Below are 19,147 nucleotides of genomic sequence, written 5' to 3'. Positions count from 1 at the left end.
ATGAGAAAGCCTGTGTATCTGGATTATGCAGCCACCACGCCGGTTGACCCCCGGGTGGCGGACATAATGATGAAGTATCTGACCATGGACGGCGTATTTGGTAACCCTGCCTCTCGTTCACATAAGTACGGCTGGCAAGCCGAGGAAGCGGTGGATGTGGCGCGTAACCAGATTGCTGAGCTGGTGAATGTTGACGCCCGGGAGATTATTTTTACCTCTGGTGCCACCGAGTCCAATAATCTGGCCATTAAAGGCGTAGCTCGTCAGCATAGTGCTAAGGGTAAACATATTGTGACCCTGACTACTGAGCACAAAGCGGTGCTGGATGTTTGTGCCGACCTGCAGGAGCAGGGATTTGAGGTGACCTACCTGAGCCCTGAGAAGGACGGGTTGGTTGATCCTGATAAGTTTGCGGCGGCACTGCGCGACGATACGATTCTGGCATCTGTGATGCACGTTAATAATGAAATAGGTGTGCGCCAGGATATTCATATTCTGGGGGAAATCTGTCGTCAGAATGAGGTGTTGTTTCACGTTGATGCTGCGCAAAGCGCCGGTAAAGAGCCGATCGATTTACAGGACTTGCCGGTGGATTTGATGTCGTTTTCCGCCCATAAGCTCTATGGACCTAAAGGTATTGGTGCTTTGTATGTAAGGCGCAAACCTAAAGTGCAACTGCATGCTTTGATTCATGGCGGTGGCCATGAACGGGGAATGCGCTCGGGCACTTTGGCCACCCATCAGATTGTTGGTATGGGGGAGGCTTTTGCCCTGGCAAAAGATGAGATGACCGAGGAAGCTGCCCGTTTACTAGCGATGCGTGAAAAGCTCTGGGACGGCATTAACGATATTCCGGGCATAGTGTTAAACGGCCACCCCTGTCAGCGCGTAGCAGGTAATCTGAATATCAGCTTTGCGGACATTGACGGTGAAGCCTTGTTGATGACACTCAAAGACTTGGCCGTGTCTTCTGGCTCAGCCTGTAACTCGGTAAGTGTCGAGCCTTCTTATGTGTTAAAAGCGTTGGGGATATCTGATGCACTGGCACACAGTGCTATTCGTCTGTCTCTAGGGCGCTTTACCCGTGACGATGAGTTGGACTTTGCTATCCAGCATATCCGCGAGAGTATAGATGCCCTGCGTCGTATGAATGTGAGCTGGTAGCCTGCTAAGGGCAGGCTCAGCTTTGCTGCTCGGCGAGGTGGCGTATCTTGGCCACTATGGCGCGCAGACCATTGCCTCGGGTTGGTGAGATGTGGCGCTCAAGATCCAGGGCCTGGAAATAGCCATCAATATCAAATGCCAGAATGTTCTTTGCGGTTTTATCTTGGTAAGCCGCCATCACTAATGCCAGTAAGCCATTAACAATAATGGCGTCGCTTTCAACCTCAAAGTGCAGGTGTTCCCCTTGTATCTGGCTTTTTAACCACACACTGCTTTGACAACCTCGCACCAGGCGATCTTCGGTTTTATCCTCATCCTGCATAGCGGGCAGGGACTTACCAAGATCGATAATATATTGATAGCGCTGCTCCCAATCGTCAAAAAACGCCAGATCGTCAATGATTTCTTCGCTGCTTGGTAAGCTCATACTGATGATGTAATCCTGTCTAGTGTGTTCGCACTGGTGATTAGAAAAATAGCCCTGCCTCAAGCAGTGCTTCTTCGCTCATTCGTTCCCTTGACCAGGGTGGGTCAAATACCAGGTTAACCTTAACCTGTTCGACGTTTGGTACCAGAGCTACCCGGTATTCCACATCGCCCACTAATACCGGCCCCATACCGCAGCCCGGTGCAGTGAGGGTCATTTGGATAGTGACCGTTTTAGTGCTTTGCTCAATGGCAACGTTGTAAATCAGCCCCAGTGATACTAGGTTTATCGGGATTTCCGGGTCGAAGATAGTTTCCAGTGCTTGCCATACCTGGGCTTCTACAATCTGGTCATCCACTGGCGTGTCAAATTCCAGAACTTGTGGTTTGCGCCCCAGCGCATCAGCGTCGGTGCCATCGATGCGCAGCATATTGCCTTGCCAGGTCACCGTATAATTGCCACCCAAATCCTGGGTCAGGTTGACAAATTCCCCTTCAGGGATCATTTGCATCTGCCCTGAGGGTACACGCCTGGCCTTACAGTCACGCTGGGTGACAACCATTCTTTGCATCAGACTGCCTCTCAGCTCACGCTGAAGCTTTCACCGCAGCCACATTCGTTGACTACGTTGGGGTTGTTGTATTTGATCACGCCATTAATACCTTCTTTGACATAGTCGATTTCGGTATTGCGTAACAGCTCTACGGCATTGGCTGCAATAGCGACTGTGAGTTTGTCGCTGGCTTGAATCAATACATCATCAGGCTTGGCGCTTTCCACCAGGTCCAAAACATAAGCATAACCCGTACAGCCACTGACTTTTGTGGACAGGCGCACCAGCTTACCCGGTTGATTAGCCAGGCTGGCTTCAAAATGCTTTACCGCGGCGTCAGTGAGACTGATCACGGTCGTACTGGGAACAAAAGTTTCAACCGTCATAACACACTCCTAGGCTAGCATGGACTGAGCTTTTTTCAGTGCGCTAAACAGCGCATCCACTTCGTCCAGGCTGTTATAAATTGAAAATGAGGCTCTGGCCGTACCAGGCACACCCAAACGACGCATCAAAGGCTGAGCACAATGGTCGCCGGTACGAATGGCAATGCCCTGTCTGTCCAGTATAAAGCCCACATCGGCAGGATGACTGCCATCGAGCACAAAACTCAATACGCCAATCTTATTGCTGGCATTGCCAATAATAGTAAGACCTGCAAAGGCTTCGGCTTGTTCAGTGGCGGAGCGGATCAAAGCTTGCTCGTGAGCTTGTACTGCATTGACGTCCAACTGCATAAACCAGTTGATGGCGGCAGCCATACCAATGGCACCGGCAATATTCGGTGTACCGGCTTCCAAACGGTTAGGTAAGCTACCCCAGGTTGAACACTCATAGGTGACCTTGGCAATCATTTCGCCGCCGGTCTGCCATACCGGCCAGTTTTCCAGCAGTGCCTGTCGGCCCCATAAAACCCCTATCCCGGTGGGACCAAAGAGCTTGTGGCCGGAAAAAGCATAAAAATCACAGCCAATATCTTGTACATCCACCTGACCATGGGCGATCCCCTGGGCGCCGTCGATCAAGACAAGCGCACCCACGGCTTTAGCCATCCTGGTCAATTCCTTGATGGGATTGACAGTGCCAAGGGCATTGGACACATGGGGCAGGGACACAAAACGGGTTTTCTCATTGACCAGTGTGGCAAAGGCGTTCAGATCCAACTCGCCATTGTCATAGATGGGCGCAATATGAAGTTCAGCGCCACTGCGCAAACAGGCTTGTTGCCAGGTCACCAAATTAGCATGGTGTTCCATCTCGGTGACCAGTACTTGATCTCCCGCCTTCAACTGCTGCGCCATACCATTGGCGACAATATTAATGGCCTCGGTGGTACCGCTGGTCCAGATAACTTCCTGGCGGTCGTTGGCATGGATAAAGTTAGCAACAGTGTCCCGCGCATGTTCATAGCGACGGGTGGCTTCATCGGCCAATGCATGGGCACCACGATGCACATTAGCGTTACATTCGGTGTAAAAGCTTACCAGTGCATCAATAACAGCCTGGGGTTTCTGCGTGGTCGCGGCATTATCCAGATAAACCAATGGTTTACCGTCAATCTGACGGGACAATATGGGGAATTGAGCGCGCAGCGCAGCAAGATCCAGACTCACTTGACCTCCATCTGACTAAACTTGTCTTTTAGCTTTTCTTGTAACCAGGTTGCAATGGCCCCATTGGGGATCTGGTTTATCAGTTCCTGAATAAAGCCAAAGTTCAGCATAATCAAAGCTTGAGAACGGGAAATGCCGCGGGATAGAAGGTAATACAAGGCTTTTTCTTCAATTTCGGCAATGGTGGCACCATGGGCACACTTCACGTCATCGGCATAGATTTCCAGCTCGGGCTTGGTATTAATCTGGCCACGACGGGAAAGCAGCAGGTTACGGTTATTCAGCTCTGCCAGGGTTTTTTGGGCATGACGATGAATATGAATACGGCCGTTAAATACTGCTTTGGCACGGTCGCCAACAATACCCCGGGCATTCTCTTCTGTGGTGCCATTAGGTACAGCATGCTCGATGCAGCTGTGCAGATCGAAAGTCTCACCGCTTCCCAGCAGATAAATGGCGTTGAACTTGGCATGGGCATGTTCGCCGGCGTGTTCGATATCTACATCCAGGCGCGACAAATCACTGCCAAAGGCAACCAAGGTACTGTTGAGCTCGGCGTTCTCCAGTAAACGGAAGTGATTGCCACCCACTTGTACCGCTTTGGCGGTATGCAGGGCTAAACGGTAGTGTTCAAGATGGGCGTGCGGACCAATTTGATACTCCGCAAAAGCGGTATGCAGACTGGGATCTTGTCCTTCACCTTGTTCAATCACACAAAGTCGCGATTGCTCACCCAGGCGAACCACCATGCGTACATGAGATTCCTGTCCCTGACTGGATAGGTTGATAATACGGATGGGCTGCGTGATGTCCGCCCCTGGGGCCACATCTATAATCAGACCTTGTTCGGCCAGTACATCGTTAACCAAACCGAAGATGTGATGAGCGGGCTTTATTTGCCCGAATAGCGACGCTGCCGTTTGTTCTTCATCGCTTAGTGCGCTCAGAGGCTGAATCGTTAAGCCTGCGGGTAAGGTGAGCGCCGCTAGACTTTGTTGTAGAACGCCATCAATAAAAACCAGATCCAAGCTGTCCAGCCCATCAATATCAGTGGCATTGGCTCGTATGGTTTGTACACTGGACAGCGATAACTGCTCAATAGGCGTTACGGACGTATAGCGCCAGGCCTCAGTTTTTCGAGTTGGCCAGCGCTGCTGTTTCAATGCGGTCAGTGCCTGTAAACGGGGCCCTGTGAGGTTGGCCTGCTCGGCACGTTCGACTACTTGCTCAAGCCATTGGCTCATGCGTCCGCCTCCTGGGCTTTGCCGCCCAGCCAGGCGTAGCCTTCTTTTTCCACTTCCAGGGCAAGTGAAGCATCACCACTTTTCACAATCTTGCCGTCGGCCAGAATATGCACAAAGTCAGGCTTGATATAGTCAAGCAGGCGCTGGTAGTGCGTCACTACGATAAAGCTGCGCTCAGGGCTACGCTGACTGTTGACGCCGTCAGCCACAACCTGCAAGGCATCAATATCTAAGCCGGAATCGGATTCATCCAGAATACACAGGGAGGGTTCAAGCAGAATCATTTGCATGATTTCATTACGCTTTTTCTCACCGCCGGAAAAACCTTCATTGACGCCGCGCTTCAGAAAATCCAGTGGCAGATGCACCTGCTTGCAGGCTTCTTTGGCTTTCTTTAAAAATTCAGCCGCGCTCAGAGGCTCTTCACCGCGAGCTTCACGCATGGCGTTGACTGACTCTTTCATAAATTCCATATTGCTGACGCCTGGAATTTCTACCGGATACTGGAATGCCAGGAATAAGCCTTCACGAGCACGTTCTTCGGTTTCAAGTTCGAGCAGGTCTTTGCCTTTTAGCTCGACCTGACCATCAATGACTTCATAACCATCGCGACCAGACAAGACATAACCCAGCGTACTTTTACCGGCACCATTGGGGCCCATAATGGCATGAACTTCTCCTGGCTTAATTTCCAGGCTCAGGCCTTTAAGAATGGTTTTGTCTTCCACCTTGGCGTGCAGGTTGTGAATCTTTAGCATGAAATACCCCAATAATACGTGTTTGGTAGCCACCAGTATGGGCGGTGCTACTGGCCGGTTCAGGCCTTGGCGCCAAGCGCCGGATTAAACTCTAATTCGGTTTAGCCTACCGAGCCTTCCAGACTGATTTCCAGCAGCTTGCCGGCTTCTACGGCAAACTCCATCGGCAATTCCTTAAATACCTCTTTACAGAAGCCGTTGACTATCATGGACACGGCCTTCTCGGCATCCAGGCCTCGTTGCTGACATAAGAACAACTGCTCATCACTGACCTTAGATGTCGTGGCCTCGTGTTCCACAATGGCACTTGGATTACGGCTTTCGATGTAAGGGAAGGTGTGGGCACCACATTGATCACCAATCAGTAACGAGTCACATTGGGTGAAATTTCGTGCACCATCTGAATTCGGGCCCATTTGTACCAGACCGCGATAGGCGTTGTTAGCATCACCGGCGCTGATACCTTTGGAAATAATGGTGGATTTGGTGTTTTTACCCAGGTGAATCATCTTGGTGCCGGTATCTGCTTGCTGCTTACCCCTTGCCAACGCGACGGAATAGAATTCGCCAACGCTGTTATCGCCTTTCAAAATACAACTTGGGTATTTCCAGGTGATGGCTGACCCGGTTTCGACCTGAGTCCAACTGATATGAGCATTGGTATGGCAGATACCCCGCTTGGTGACAAAGTTGTAGATGCCACCTTTGCCATTCTCATCACCCGGATACCAGTTCTGTACCGTGGAATACTTGATCTTGGCATTGTCCAGAGCAACCAGTTCAACCACCGCAGCGTGTAGCTGGTTCTCGTCACGTTGTGGCGCGGTACAACCTTCCAGATAACTGACATAACTGCCTTCATCGGCAACAATCAAGGTGCGTTCAAACTGGCCGGTATTTTGTTCGTTAATCCTGAAATAGGTGGACAGCTCCATAGGACTGCGCACCCCTTTGGGAATGTAAACAAATGAGCCATCGGTAAATACGGCGCTGTTCAGCGCGGCAAAATAATTGTCTGAGCGCGGGACTACCGTACCCAGATATTTCTTTACCAACTCTGGGAAGCGATGCACGGCTTCAGAAATAGGGCAGAAGATAACGCCAGCTTCCTCAAGCTTTTCCCGAAAGGTGGTGACAACAGAGACGGAGTCAAATACCGCGTCTACCGCAACACCCGCCAACATTTGTTGCTCATACAGGGGGATACCCAGTTTTTCATAAGTACGCAGCAATTCAGGATCTACCTCGTCCAGAGACTTCGGCTTGTCTTTCATGCTCTTAGGCGCTGAATAATAGGAAATGGCTTGGTAATCGATCTTGGGATAATGCAGGTGGGCCCACTCAGGCTCTTCCATTTTCTGCCAGGACTCGAATGCTTTGAGTCGCCATTCCAGCAACCACTCGGGTTCATTTTTCATGGCGGAAATCTTACGGATTACCTCTTCGTCCAGGCCGGCTGCGAAGGTTTCTGACTCAATATCAGAGACAAAACCCGCCTCATATTTACGCGAAAGCGCCTGTTCGATTTGTTCACTCATAGGATCTGGTCTCTATCAACGGTTCTGGGTCAAAGCTATTAGCTACTGACGCATATGGCCTTTACGGTGGGAACACTACCCACGCATTACTACAGGTTAAGCCTGCCGTACCGGTATTTTATTGATTAGACAGGCTGTTCGCCTGTTATGTTTGTGTCCTGATACGAATAAATTTTGGGCTCACTACAGGGCGGGATTTTATATTACCTGAGCAATTTACTCAAGTATTAACTGGGGCTTTATTACCCTGCTGGACTGGGCGCGCACTATATCATCTTGTATGCCATATTGGTAAGCGGATTAGGCAAAAGCTATTGAGGTGATAGGGGTAGTTCAAGGCAATCATACTGAGCAAGGTGTTCAGCCTGTGTATCGCACGCATCTAATAGATAATCCTCGCCTTTTTCCAGAAACAAGGATTTCAGTCGGCCGCTAACCAGAGTTTCCATGGCCAGATCCCATTGCGCTGCGAGCAATTGACCCCGTTTATCATTATTAAACGCCGGATAGATTTTGATGATAGCAAAAGGTGTCATGTGAATTTTATCGCGCAGTGCATCGTTTTCACTCAGATAGGTATTGAATTCCCAGACATCATCGAGCACATACTGAATCCGCTCTCCCTGAAGCAATGTCATAGCAACGTTCAGGTCAGGCACTTCATAAAACTGCATCTGCGAGGCGGCCAAGTATTTGTCATAATCATAGCCACTGATCCAGGAAACCGGCTGTCTAAACAGACTGTCAGCGCCTTGCCAACTGGTGTCTTTCAAATAGATTGCGGCCAGCAGGTCGGCATCATGAGCAAAACGAGGGTAAAGCGCCCAGTCTTCTTCGTTTAGGTACGAGCCTAGCCACAGGTCAGCGCGCCCGGTCGCCACTAAGTGTTTTGAGCGTACGTAGCTTGTGTAGACATAGTTGATTTGCCGCTTTGGATATACTTCACGCAGCAGTTTTTGATAAATACCGTCTTCAAGCTCATTGACAAAATGCGGTGACCACAACGCGGTAGCGACCACTAAGGGGGGCTGGGGGTTAGCCCAACCTATCTGGCTGAACAGAATAAATAGCAGGAACTTCAAAACCTTGGAGATTCTCATCTGACTACTTTACGCCGAACTTTATCCAATATTAGTCAAACTAGCCGCCCGGTAAAATAATTTTCGTCGAGGAATGTGACAGTCTTTTGATAAGAATTCATCAAGGTGAATAGTCAAGCGTCAGAAATTTGCATATAATCCGCCCTCAAAAATTTAAACCCCTTTTATTTGGAGACTTTTAACATGGCTCTGGAACGTACTTTTTCCATTATTAAGCCTGATGCCGTTGCGAAAAACGTAATTGGCGCTATCTACAACCGTTTCGAGTCTGCTGGCCTGCGCATCGTGGCATCTAAAATGTTGCACATGAGCAAAGAGCAAGCGGAAGGTTTCTACGCTGAACACAAAGAGCGTCCTTTCTTCGGTGCCCTGGTTGCTTTCATGACATCTGGTCCTGTAATGGTTCAGGTACTGGAAGGTGAAGATGCCGTTCGTAAGAACCGTGAAATCATGGGCGCAACTAATCCTGCTGAAGCATTGGCAGGTACCTTGCGCGCTGACTACGCTGTATCTATCGACGAAAATGCTGTGCATGGTTCTGACGCACCAGAATCTGCAGCACGCGAAATCGCGTATTTCTTCGCTGACGAAGAAATTTGCCCTCGTACTCGTTAATCGTTACACGAGTACAAAAAGGGAGCTGCGGCTCCCTTTTTTGCCAGTAGCGATTGGTTTTCAATTGCGCTCGAAAAATGTACAATCCTGCCCCTTGAAGTCAAAGGTGATCATTCATGGCCCAAGCTAAAACCAATTTGTTGGATCTTAACCGTCAGGGACTGCGTGACTTTTTTGCCAGTATCGGTGAAAAACCTTTCCGTGCCGACCAGGTGATGAAATGGATATATCAGGCCGGTATTGATGACTTTGAGCAGATGACTAACCTCAATAAAGCCCTGCGGGCCAAATTGCTCGAGAGCTGCGTGATTGAGGCGCCGACTATTTCCCGCCAGCAAAACGCTTCTGATGGCACCATTAAGTTTGCCTTGATGCTAAACGGCGGTCAGGAAGTTGAGGCGGTGTGGATCCCTGAAACGGATCGGGCGACCTTGTGCGTATCCTCTCAGGTGGGCTGTGCACTGGAATGTACTTTTTGCTCTACCGCGCAACAGGGGTTCAACCGTAACCTATCGGTTGGTGAGATTATCGGGCAGGTATGGCGCGTTGCCACAACTATAGGATTGTCTAAAGACACTGCCAAGCGGCCCATCACCAACGTGGTGATGATGGGCATGGGCGAACCCTTACTGAATTTAAAGAATGTTGTGCCGGCCATGGACATTATGCTGGACGACTTTGGCTTTGGTTTATCCAAGCGGCGCGTGACCCTCAGCACATCGGGTGTAGTGCCTGCTTTGGATTTACTGGGCGACCAAATCGATGTGGCTCTGGCGGTATCACTGCATGCGCCTACTGATGAGCTGCGCGATGAAATTGTGCCCATTAACAAGAAATACCCTATCGATGAGTTGTTGGCCGGTGTGCGTCGCTATATGACAAAGTCCAATGCCAATCAGGGACGTGTGACTATTGAGTATGTCATGCTTAACGGCATTAACGACAGCATGGAGCAAGCTCACCAACTGGCCAAAGTGCTGAAAGATACGCCCAGTAAAATTAATCTGATCCCTTTTAACCCTTATCCGGGGTCGCCTTATACCTGTTCCAGTAACTCACGTATTGACCGCTTCTCTAAAGTACTGATGGAATATGGTTTTACTGTGGTGGTACGTAAGACCCGCGGCGATGATATTGATGCTGCATGTGGGCAGTTAGTCGGTGATGTGGTTGACCGTACTAAAAGAATGTTGAAAAAACAGATGAAGGGTGAGGCGATTTCAGTAAAAATGGCCTGATTCACCTTCAGATTGGGATTCAGATGCGCAAGTTATGCTTTTGTCTATTGTTCCTCCTTTCCGCCTGCGCGAGTCAAACCCAGATAGATGGGCGAGGGCCGGGGGCGGAGTTTAATGCCGAAGATGCGGCCAGAACTCGTATTTCTCTTGGCCTGACTTACCTTAAAAACGGTAACTTTACCCAAGCTAAATTTAATCTGGATAAGGCGCTGGAATATGCGCCGAGTATGGCTGATGCGCATTACAGCCTGGCTTACTATTATCAGCAGGTTGAAGAAAATAAACATGCCGAAGAAGCCTACCGGCAGGCGATGCGTCTGGACAAGAATAATCCGGATATAGTTAACAGCTACGGGGCCTTTCTTTGCCAGCAAGGTCGTTATAACGACGCTAAACAATATTTCCAGCAAGCATTAGATAACCAGGCGTATATCCGTAGCGCCGAGACCTACGAAAATATGGCCTTATGTGCGCAAAATCAGCACCATTTGGATGATGCCCGTCAGTATTTGCAAGCGGCCCTGAATCACCAACCGTCGAGAGGGAAAAGTTTATTGTTGCTGACCGATGTGTTGGTTCAGCAACAAAACTGGCCTGATGCTAAAGCCAACCTGAGTAAACTGGAGCGCTTGGGACGTGTTTCTCCTGACATGCTGCTACTAGGGTATAAAATTGAGAGCGGACAAGGAAATCTGCAAAGCGCCCAAGGATACGGTAATATGCTCAAAGAGCTTTACCCTCAGCATCCGGTAACGGCGCAATACCTACAACTGGCATCGGTATCTAAACAACCCGTTCCGGCCGTGGAACCGCCAGCGGTGACGCCACCGGCGCCGAAACCCCGTGTTGAGGATATTGAAGTTTCAGAGGATACATCGCCGCAATACCATGTTGTGGCTGAAGGTGAAAACCTGTATCGGATATCACTCAAGTACAATATAAAAATGAAAACCCTGATGGAATGGAACCAAATGCAGGATCCATCGTCCATCTATGTTGGGATGAAACTTAGGGTTGCCCAGCCGTAGGGTACGAGACGAACTTTTTTGCAAGCAGGTATCAGCAGTATTATGACAGACGAACAGGTAGCCGAGCAGACACAAGCCATTGGACCGGGACAAATGCTCAGGGATGCGCGCACAGCCAAAGGCCTGACGGTGGATGATGTGGCGAATAGGCTTAACCTCAAGTCCTCAAATGTGCAGGATTTGGAAGCTGAAAAATTTGATGAACGTATCTCTGTCACTTTTATTCGCGGCTATTACAAGAATTACGCAAAACTGCTGGATGTACCTCAAGCCGAAATACTGCAGGCCTTTGATGCCCTGAATGCGGCAAAACAGGAACCCGCCAAGTTGCAAAGCTTTTCCCGCAAAATGGCGAAGCAGGCCAGTGATGACCGGCTGATGATGGTGTCCTATGTGATCCTAGCTATCATTTTGGCTATGGTCGTCGTTTGGTGGTTACAACAAAGCAATACCACCACGGCTGACAGCCTGCCTGGCAATACAACGAATACCTCCGAATCGGTCGTATCTTCTCCTGCTCAGGAAACGGCCCCTGAGACAACTCCTGAAACACTCGAAGCGTCACAGCCACAGGTTATGGATACCGAACCGACTGAACCTGTGGATCTGGAGCGCATAGAGTCAGCGCCAACAGAAACACAAGCAGAAAACACCGCGGCGAGCGAAACCGAACCGCAGGAAACGTTGCCAGAGCAAGTGGAACTGGTCTTTCAGTTTAGCGCGGATTGTTGGGTGAATATTCTGGATGCCACAGGTGAAGCTATTGCCTATGGGGTAAAAAAGGCCGGGCGTACTATGCCTGTAAGTGGCGTGCCACCTTTTGAAGTCACACTGGGTGCGCCTGATGTGGTTCAGATTCGCTACAACGGTGAAGCGGTCGATATGGCTGGATTCCCTAAAGGGCGTACTGCAAAGTTCAATTTGCCGCTTAACTAACCTGTTTTCCGATACTTTAACTGGACTCCCATTACCATGTTTGCTGAATCGCCTATTACTCGCCGCAAATCCACCCGCATTTATGTGGGTAATGTGCCCATCGGAGATGGGGCGCCTATTGCCGTGCAGTCTATGACCAATACACCAACCACGGATGTAGAGGCCACCGTTGCGCAGATTAAGCGTATTCAGGCTGTTGGGGGCGAAATTGTACGCGTATCCGTGCCGACTATGGATGCGGCAGAAGCATTCAAACTTATTCGTGCCCAGGTTGATATTCCCTTAGTAGCAGATATCCATTTTGACTACCGCATTGCTTTGAAGGTTGCTGAATACGGTGTCGACTGTTTACGCATTAACCCTGGCAATATTGGTAACGAAGAACGTATTCGTTCGGTGGTGGATTGTGCCCGTGACAAGAACATCCCTATACGTATCGGTGTTAACGGCGGCTCCTTAGAAAAAGATCTGCAGGAAAAGTATGGTGAACCGACACCTGAAGCCTTGCTTGAGTCTGCCATGCGCCACGTGGATATTCTTGACCGACTGAACTTCGACCAGTTCAAGGTGAGCGTCAAGGCATCCGATGTGTTCCTGGCTGTTGGGGCTTATCGTTTACTGGCCAAGCAGATTGATCAGCCACTGCATTTGGGGATTACCGAGGCCGGTGGTCAACGTGCCGGAGCAGTAAAAAGTGCGGTCGGTCTGGGGATGTTATTGGCCGAAGGAATTGGTGACACTATTCGAATCTCACTGGCGGCCGACCCGGTTGAAGAGATTAAAGTGGGCTTTGATATCCTCAAGTCCCTGCGTATTCGCTCTCGCGGCATTAATTTTATTGCTTGCCCAAGTTGTTCTCGCCAGGAGTTCGACGTTATCGGTACGGTTAATGCGCTGGAACAGCGTTTGGAAGATTTATTAACACCGATGGATGTCTCCATTATCGGTTGTGTGGTCAATGGCCCAGGTGAAGCCGAGGTCTCGGACCTGGGTTTGACCGGTGCGCGAAACATGAGTGGCTATTATCTTGATGGAGTACGTCAAAAAGAGCGATTGGCTAACGACGATTTAGTTGATCAGCTTGAAAAGCGTATTCGTGCCAAGGCCGCCGTGCTGGACGAGAAGAACCGGATTGCAGTGAAAAATGCCTGACCTTTGGTCAACAAGTCCCTATAATCGCGGCTTTTATTTTTAACCTGCGTTCATATGATGAGCGCTGAAACGAATCGAGATATTGCACAGGTGAGTAAGCAAATTCAGGCCATTCGCGGAATGAATGACTGCCTGCCGGAACAGTCCGGCCTTTGGCAGTGGGTAGAACAGACTATTCGAGACGTCGTAAAAAGTTACGGCTATCAGGAAATTCGCACTCCGGTAGTGGAGAGCACCGAACTGTTTAAACGCTCCATCGGTGAAGTAACCGATATCGTTGAAAAAGAGATGTATACCTTCGAGGATCGCAACGGTGACAGCCTAACGTTGCGCCCGGAAGGCACCGCCAGTTGCGTGCGCGCCGGCAATGAGCACGGCTTGCTGTACAACCAGCAACAGCGCTTGTGGTACATGGGGCCGATGTTCCGTCATGAACGTCCGCAAAAAGGCCGCTACCGTCAATTTCATCAGTTCGGCGTGGAAACCTTTGGTTTAGCCGGGCCGGATATTGACGTTGAAGTCATTCTGATGACGGCCAGGCTGTGGCAAAAATTTGGTATGGCCGACAAAGTCAGTCTGGAAATCAACTCATTGGGTTCCAGTGAAGCGCGGGCTAATTATCGCGATGCCTTAGTGGCGTTTTTATCCCAGCATGCCGAGCAACTGGATGAAGACAGCAAGCGTCGTATGACGACCAATCCGCTGCGTGTATTAGACAGCAAAAACCCTGATGTGCAGGCGTTGCTGAAAGATGCACCAGACTTACTGGATTATCTGGATGAGGAATCCAAACAACATTTTGACTTGCTGTGTGAACGTTTGACGCAAGCCGGTATCCAATTCCGGGTTAATTCCCGTCTGGTGCGTGGACTGGATTACTATAATCGCACTGTTTTTGAATGGGTTACCGACGCGTTGGGTGCACAAGGTACAGTGTGTGCCGGTGGTCGTTATGATGGTCTGGTAGAGCAACTAGGCGGTAAAACCACGCCGGCGGTAGGTTTTGCCATGGGCCTGGAACGTCTAGTGCTGTTGCTGGAGTCTCTGCAATTAGTGCAACTGCCACCAGAAGTGGATGTGTATCTGAGTTTGCTGGGGGAGAAAGCCGAAGCATTTGGTTTGACCTTAGCCGAATCATTACGTGATGCGGTGCCTGGCTTGAAACTGCAGACCCACTGTGGCGGCGGCAATTTGAAGAAGCAGATGAAGCGCGCCGATAAAAGCGGGGCCGGTATTGCCCTGATCATCGGTGAGCAGGAAGTGGAAGCGGCGGTAGCAGGGGTGAAATACCTGCGTGAAGATAAACCGCAACTACAAGTCAGTATTGAACAGTTACCATCGTTGTTAAGCGATGTGCTGAAGCAGAATCATTAAAAGGGGAATGGGATGGAAGTCTACACTACCGAAGAACAACAAGTTGAAGCCATCAAAAAATTCTGGAAAGACAATGGTACCGCCATCATTCTTGGTGCGGTAATTGGATTAGGTGGATTGTGGGGCTGGCGTTACTACAACGAGCAGCGGATTGTCGGTATGGATGAAGCTTCAGCTCAGTACCAGCAAGTCATGCAAGCGCTGGAAAACGATGAGCAGGGCTTTAGTCAGGCACTGGAATATGTCAATACCCATTCTGATGACAATTATGCGTTGCTGACCGCCATGCAACTCGCCAGCCAGGCGGTGACCCGTGACGATTTCAGCGAAGCGGCCAAGCAACTTAAGTTTGCTGCCGATAAAGCCAAAGTGCCTGCTATTGCAGCCATTGCCAATCTACGTCTGGCTCGCGTTCATGTGCAGTTAGCAGACTATCCTCAGGCACTGGCGGCCTTGGATGCTATCGGCACTGATAATTTCCAATCCCAGGTTCAGGAACTTAGAGGCGACGTATTCGTTAAGCAAGGAAACCTGGATAAGGCCCGTGCAGCTTACAGTGCGGCACTGGAAAACAGTGCAGGCAACAATCTGATTAAGATGAAGCTGGATAACCTGCCAGCTGTTGCCAGCGTATAAGGAGTGCTGCAGTGATAAAGCCAATCAGGGCACTGTGCCTGTTGTCGGTGCTGGGAATGTCGGGATGCTCGATCCTACCGCAGTGGATGGATCCGACCACATGGTTTGCCGACGAAGAAGAGCTGAAGATCAAAGAACTTAAGCCAATTGATGCCCAATTTGTCCCGGTTACGCTATGGGAAGAAGAAGTGGGTGACGGTGTAGGTAGCCATTTTTCACGCCTTAAGCCGGTTGTGGCTTATGACAAGGTGTTTGCTGCTGACCGCCACGGTCAGGTGGTGGCTTTTGATAAGGAAACCGGTAAGCAGGTTTGGCAACGTAATTTCGCTCAGTTTAATGATGAAGGTTGGTTTTCCGGTATCTCCCGTCTGTGGCGTTCAGGTGAGTCAGCCCGTATTGCAGGCGGCATGGCTGCGTCCTATGAGAAAGTGTTCTTCGGCACTGAAAATGGTGACGTCGTCGCGCTGGATGCCGAGAGCGGCGAAGTTAAATGGCAAGTTAAAGTTAAAGGCGAAGTCCTTGCTAAGCCCGCCGTTGCAGAAGGCCTGGTGGTGGTGAATACTGGCGCCGGGATCATGTTCGCTTTGGATGCCGAAACCGGTGAACAGCAATGGCTGTATGAGTCGGAAGTTCCGCCGTTGTCATTGCGAGGCATTTCAGCCCCTACAACGTCATCCGGTGGCGCTATGGTGGGAACCGCATCTGGTAAGCTGGCCGTGGTGATTATGGAAAATGGTCAGGTTGCCTGGGAACAGGCCGTGACAGCCCCCACCGGTGCGACAGAGCTTGACCGCCTGGTGGATATTGATGTTGAGCCGCTGATATTAGGTGGTGTTATCTATGTAGTGTCATTTGACGGCACCTTGGCCTCGGTTGAGCTTCGTAGCGGTCGCGTGATCTGGAAGCGTGAATATCGCTCTTATCGTCGTGTCACTATGGATGCAAACAATCTATATGTGGTTGATGCCGATAGCGTTGTGTATGGTTTAGATCGTCGCAATGGTGTTGAGCTGTGGAGTCAGACCAGCTTGCGTGGTCGTCAGTTAACCGGTGCCGAACCTGTGAGCGATTACCTAGTGGTAGGTGACAAGTTTGGTTACCTGCACTGGTTGAATCAAAGTGATGGTGAACTGGTTGCGCGTCTGGAAGTGGGCGATAACGACGAAGATGAAGGGATCTTTGCCGCTCCTGTGGTGGAGGGTAATGTTCTGTACACCCTTACCCGTGATGGCCAGTTAAGGGCGGTGCAAACCCCCTGATCCAAGTGGCTTGAAAGCTGATAGAATAGCGGCCCGTTCGGGCCGCTTTTTTATGTCCATGGATGGACGGTATGTCGCGGTCACAGGGAAGTGAAGGAGCGACGATGTCCAGGGACGGACGGTATGTCGCGGTCACAGGGATGTGAAGGAGAGACGATGTCCAGGGATGGACGTTCAGATAACTGCTCCTGCGTAATCTGCACTTTCACCTTCCGTGGTGGGCGGTATGTCGCGGTCACAGGGATGTGAAGGAGCGACGATGTCCAGGGATGGACGTGCAGATAACTGCTCCTGCGTGATCTGCACTTCCACCTTCCATTGATGGACGGTATGTCGCGGTCACAGGGATGTGAAGGAGCGACGATGTCCAGGGATGGACGTGCAGATCTGGGGGATTTGCATTTGCGTCATGCGTAGCCCATTCGATTAAGTTGGTTGCCGCCTTTATGTTGGTGACGGGTTAATCGAATGGGAATTTGAAAACAATCGTTATACCGTACCGCAGGATTGTGTAGATACGGTAAACTTTAAGCCAGATACCACCTTGTTGGTGGTCGGCAAGTAGGAATTAATATGCTACCAGTTGTTGCTCTGGTCGGACGGCCCAATGTGGGCAAGTCTACCCTGTTTAACCGTTTGACCCGCAGTCGGGATGCCCTGGTGGCAGATTTCCCGGGCTTAACCCGTGACCGCAAGTATGGGCAGGCTAAATATGAAGGACTGCAATTTATTGTGGTGGATACCGGCGGCATCAGTGGTGATGAAAACGGTATTGATGCCGAGATGGCACAGCAATCCCTGTTAGCGATCGAGGAAGCGGATGTCGTGTTGTTTCTGCTCGACGCCAGGGCCGGGCTGACCGTAGCCGACGAGGCCATTGCCCGTCATTTGCGTATGCAGAATAAACCCGTGCACCTGGTGGCCAACAAGGTGGATGGCATAGACGGCGACAGCGAAGTGGCTGAGTTTTACCGCCTGGCCCTAGGCGATGTGCATCAGATTGCAGCGGCTCATGGGCGCGGAATTGGCCTGTTGTTGGACACTCTCGTTCAACCGCTGTCTGAGCAGTTTCCCGATATGCTGATACCCGAAGCGGATCCTGAGCAGGAAGAGCAGGACGCTGAAGCGCAACTGGAAAAGCTGCTTAACTTGCCTATCAAATTAGCCATTGTGGGCAAACCTAACGTGGGCAAGTCGACCCTGACCAACCGTATTTTGGGTGAAGAGCGTGTGGTGGTGTTTGACCAGCCAGGCACGACCAGAGACAGTATTTTTATTCCCATGCAGCGCGACGGTCGCGACTATGTGCTTATTGATACGGCTGGTGTACGCCGACGTAAGAAAGTCTCGGATATGGTGGAGAAATTCTCCATTGTAAAAACCTTGCAGGCCATTGAAGAAGCCAACGTGGTGTTGGTGGTAGTGGATGCTCGTGAAGGGATTACCGATCAGGATTTAAGCTTGCTGGGCTTTGTGTTGAATTCCGGTCGCTCCTTGGTGTTGGCGGTAAATAAATGGGATGGCCTGGATACGTCGGTGAAAGATGAGATCAAGCGTGAGCTGGACAGACGCTTAGGCTTTATTGATTTTGCCCGTCTGCATTTTATCTCTGCACGTCACGGTACTGGAGTCGGTAACTTGTTCGAGTCTGTACAGGAAGCCTATGAGTCGGCAACCCGCCGCATTAATACTTCCATGCTGACCCGCATTATGGAAATGGCCCAGGAAGATCATTTACCGCCTTTGGTACGCGGTCGCCGGGTAAAAATGAAATATGCCCATGCCGGTGGCTATAACCCGCCTGTTATTGTTATTCACGGTAACCAGGTGCAGGATTTGCCTGACTCCTATAAACGTTTTTTGATGAACTACTTCAGAAAATCACTGAAGGTGATGGGCACGCCTATCCGGATTGAATTCCGTGAAGGGGCCAACCCCTTTGAAGGCAAGAAAAATCAACTTACCCTGGCGCAGCAGCGCAAGCGTAAGCGTTTGATGTCTTTCCACAAAAAGAAGTAGGAGTTGTTAATGCGCTGGGTGCTGGTGACATTATGCTTGCTGTGCAGCCAGTTTGCAGAGGCTGACGCCTATAGCTTGTACTTACTCAGGCACGCCGAAAAACAATCTTCGCAGAGCAAGGATCCCGGTTTATCTGAACCGGGTCTGCAGCGAGCACAGGCCCTGGCGCAATTGTTGGCTAAGGTGCCGCTTAGCCATATTTACAGCACGGACTACCAGCGCACCAGACAAACCGTGGCCCCATTAGCTCATACTCATCATTTAATGGTGGAGTTGTATGCGCCTGGCGAGCTGATGGCGCTGGCTAATCAACTTAGGCAGCAGAGGGAAAATGCGTTGGTGGTCGGGCACAGTAATACCACGCCACAATTGTTAATGCTGCTTGGCGTGGCAGAGGTGCAGATGGATGAGTCGAGCTACGGTGATTTGTATCAACTCAATATCCGCGACGGTAAGGTGCAAGTCATCCAGCTGCAGATCCCTCTGCCTTAAA

The 19,147-nt window shown here is 50.4% G+C and carries 19 protein-coding genes; 11 read left to right on the top strand and 8 right to left on the bottom strand.

Annotated features, from left to right (window positions below):
• Complete coding sequence (locus IEX02_RS06275; RefSeq protein WP_188691946.1) at positions 1 to 1,164, top strand: IscS subfamily cysteine desulfurase; 1,164 nt, start codon at positions 1 to 3, stop codon at positions 1,162 to 1,164.
• Between the two features lie 16 nt (positions 1,165 to 1,180).
• Here the strand turns inward: IEX02_RS06275 and IEX02_RS06270 are convergent, their stop codons facing one another.
• The 8 genes from IEX02_RS06270 to IEX02_RS06235 all read right to left on the bottom strand — a co-directional run bounded on the left by IEX02_RS06270 (position 1,181) and on the right by IEX02_RS06235 (position 8,397).
• Positions 1,181 to 1,591 (bottom strand): SufE family protein, encoded by a 411-nt coding sequence (locus IEX02_RS06270; RefSeq protein WP_188691942.1) that lies wholly within the window; start codon positions 1,589 to 1,591, stop codon positions 1,181 to 1,183.
• A gap of 40 nt (positions 1,592 to 1,631) precedes the next feature.
• On the bottom strand, positions 1,632 to 2,165 hold the full coding sequence (gene sufT / locus IEX02_RS06265) for a putative Fe-S cluster assembly protein SufT (RefSeq protein WP_188694001.1): 534 nt from the start codon (positions 2,163 to 2,165) through the stop codon (positions 1,632 to 1,634).
• 8 nt (positions 2,166 to 2,173) lie between these two features.
• Positions 2,174 to 2,530, bottom strand: coding sequence for a HesB/IscA family protein (locus IEX02_RS06260; RefSeq protein ID WP_188691939.1), 357 nt, complete (start codon positions 2,528 to 2,530; stop codon positions 2,174 to 2,176).
• Positions 2,531 to 2,539: 9 nt separating this feature from the next.
• Entirely contained in the window at positions 2,540 to 3,757 is a 1,218-nt protein-coding gene (locus tag IEX02_RS06255; protein WP_188691936.1) for an aminotransferase class V-fold PLP-dependent enzyme, read from the bottom strand.
• Positions 3,754 to 5,001 carry a Fe-S cluster assembly protein SufD gene (gene sufD, locus IEX02_RS06250; protein ID WP_188691933.1) on the bottom strand — a complete coding sequence of 416 codons (1,248 nt, stop codon included), beginning with the start codon at positions 4,999 to 5,001 and terminating at the stop codon, positions 3,754 to 3,756. Before sufD ends, IEX02_RS06255 begins: the two co-directional genes overlap by 4 nt.
• Positions 4,998 to 5,792 (bottom strand): Fe-S cluster assembly ATPase SufC, encoded by a 795-nt coding sequence (gene sufC, locus IEX02_RS06245; RefSeq protein ID WP_444542193.1) that lies wholly within the window; start codon positions 5,790 to 5,792, stop codon positions 4,998 to 5,000. The genes sufD and sufC overlap by 4 nt, the downstream gene beginning before the upstream one ends.
• Positions 5,793 to 5,860: 68 nt before the next feature.
• Positions 5,861 to 7,297 carry a Fe-S cluster assembly protein SufB gene (gene sufB / locus IEX02_RS06240; RefSeq protein ID WP_188691927.1) on the bottom strand — a complete coding sequence of 479 codons (1,437 nt, stop codon included), beginning with the start codon at positions 7,295 to 7,297 and terminating at the stop codon, positions 5,861 to 5,863.
• Between the two features lie 311 nt (positions 7,298 to 7,608).
• Entirely contained in the window at positions 7,609 to 8,397 is a 789-nt protein-coding gene (locus tag IEX02_RS06235) for a transporter substrate-binding domain-containing protein (RefSeq protein WP_188691922.1), read from the bottom strand.
• A 183-nt stretch (positions 8,398 to 8,580) separates the two neighbouring features.
• Here IEX02_RS06235 and ndk point away from each other — a divergent pair, with 183 nt between their 5' ends.
• From ndk to IEX02_RS06185, 10 genes are all read left to right on the top strand, one after another.
• Positions 8,581 to 9,012, top strand: coding sequence for a nucleoside-diphosphate kinase (gene ndk, locus IEX02_RS06230; RefSeq protein WP_188691921.1), 432 nt, complete (start codon positions 8,581 to 8,583; stop codon positions 9,010 to 9,012).
• Positions 9,013 to 9,128: 116 nt separating this feature from the next.
• Entirely contained in the window at positions 9,129 to 10,250 is a 1,122-nt protein-coding gene (rlmN, locus tag IEX02_RS06225) for a dual-specificity RNA methyltransferase RlmN (RefSeq protein WP_188691917.1), read from the top strand.
• 23 nt (positions 10,251 to 10,273) lie between these two features.
• On the top strand, positions 10,274 to 11,278 hold the full coding sequence (gene pilW / locus IEX02_RS06220; protein WP_188691914.1) for a type IV pilus biogenesis/stability protein PilW: 1,005 nt from the start codon (positions 10,274 to 10,276) through the stop codon (positions 11,276 to 11,278).
• 42 nt (positions 11,279 to 11,320) lie between these two features.
• Positions 11,321 to 12,214, top strand: a complete 894-nt coding sequence (locus IEX02_RS06215; protein ID WP_188691910.1) for a RodZ domain-containing protein — start codon at positions 11,321 to 11,323, stop codon at positions 12,212 to 12,214.
• 36 nt (positions 12,215 to 12,250) lie between these two features.
• Positions 12,251 to 13,366, top strand: a complete 1,116-nt coding sequence (ispG, locus tag IEX02_RS06210) for a flavodoxin-dependent (E)-4-hydroxy-3-methylbut-2-enyl-diphosphate synthase (protein ID WP_188691907.1) — start codon at positions 12,251 to 12,253, stop codon at positions 13,364 to 13,366.
• A 90-nt stretch (positions 13,367 to 13,456) separates the two neighbouring features.
• Positions 13,457 to 14,740: a histidine--tRNA ligase gene (gene hisS / locus IEX02_RS06205; protein ID WP_188693999.1), complete on the top strand. Its 1,284-nt coding sequence runs from the start codon at positions 13,457 to 13,459 to the stop codon at positions 14,738 to 14,740.
• A gap of 12 nt (positions 14,741 to 14,752) precedes the next feature.
• Entirely contained in the window at positions 14,753 to 15,376 is a 624-nt protein-coding gene (locus tag IEX02_RS06200; RefSeq protein WP_188691904.1) for a YfgM family protein, read from the top strand.
• An 11-nt stretch (positions 15,377 to 15,387) separates the two neighbouring features.
• Complete coding sequence (gene bamB / locus IEX02_RS06195) at positions 15,388 to 16,635, top strand: outer membrane protein assembly factor BamB (RefSeq protein ID WP_268237396.1); 1,248 nt, start codon at positions 15,388 to 15,390, stop codon at positions 16,633 to 16,635.
• 573 nt (positions 16,636 to 17,208) lie between these two features.
• Positions 17,209 to 18,654 carry a ribosome biogenesis GTPase Der gene (gene der / locus IEX02_RS06190; protein WP_188691901.1) on the top strand — a complete coding sequence of 482 codons (1,446 nt, stop codon included), beginning with the start codon at positions 17,209 to 17,211 and terminating at the stop codon, positions 18,652 to 18,654.
• A 9-nt stretch (positions 18,655 to 18,663) separates the two neighbouring features.
• Positions 18,664 to 19,146, top strand: coding sequence for a SixA phosphatase family protein (locus tag IEX02_RS06185; RefSeq protein ID WP_188691897.1), 483 nt, complete (start codon positions 18,664 to 18,666; stop codon positions 19,144 to 19,146).
• Position 19,147: the final 1 nt, after the last annotated feature.

The organism is Bowmanella pacifica (assembly GCF_014645355.1).
Classification (GTDB): domain Bacteria; phylum Pseudomonadota; class Gammaproteobacteria; order Enterobacterales; family Alteromonadaceae; genus Bowmanella; species Bowmanella pacifica.
Note: the sequence above shows the minus strand (reverse complement) of the source record. Positions and strands in the feature narration are given on the sequence as shown.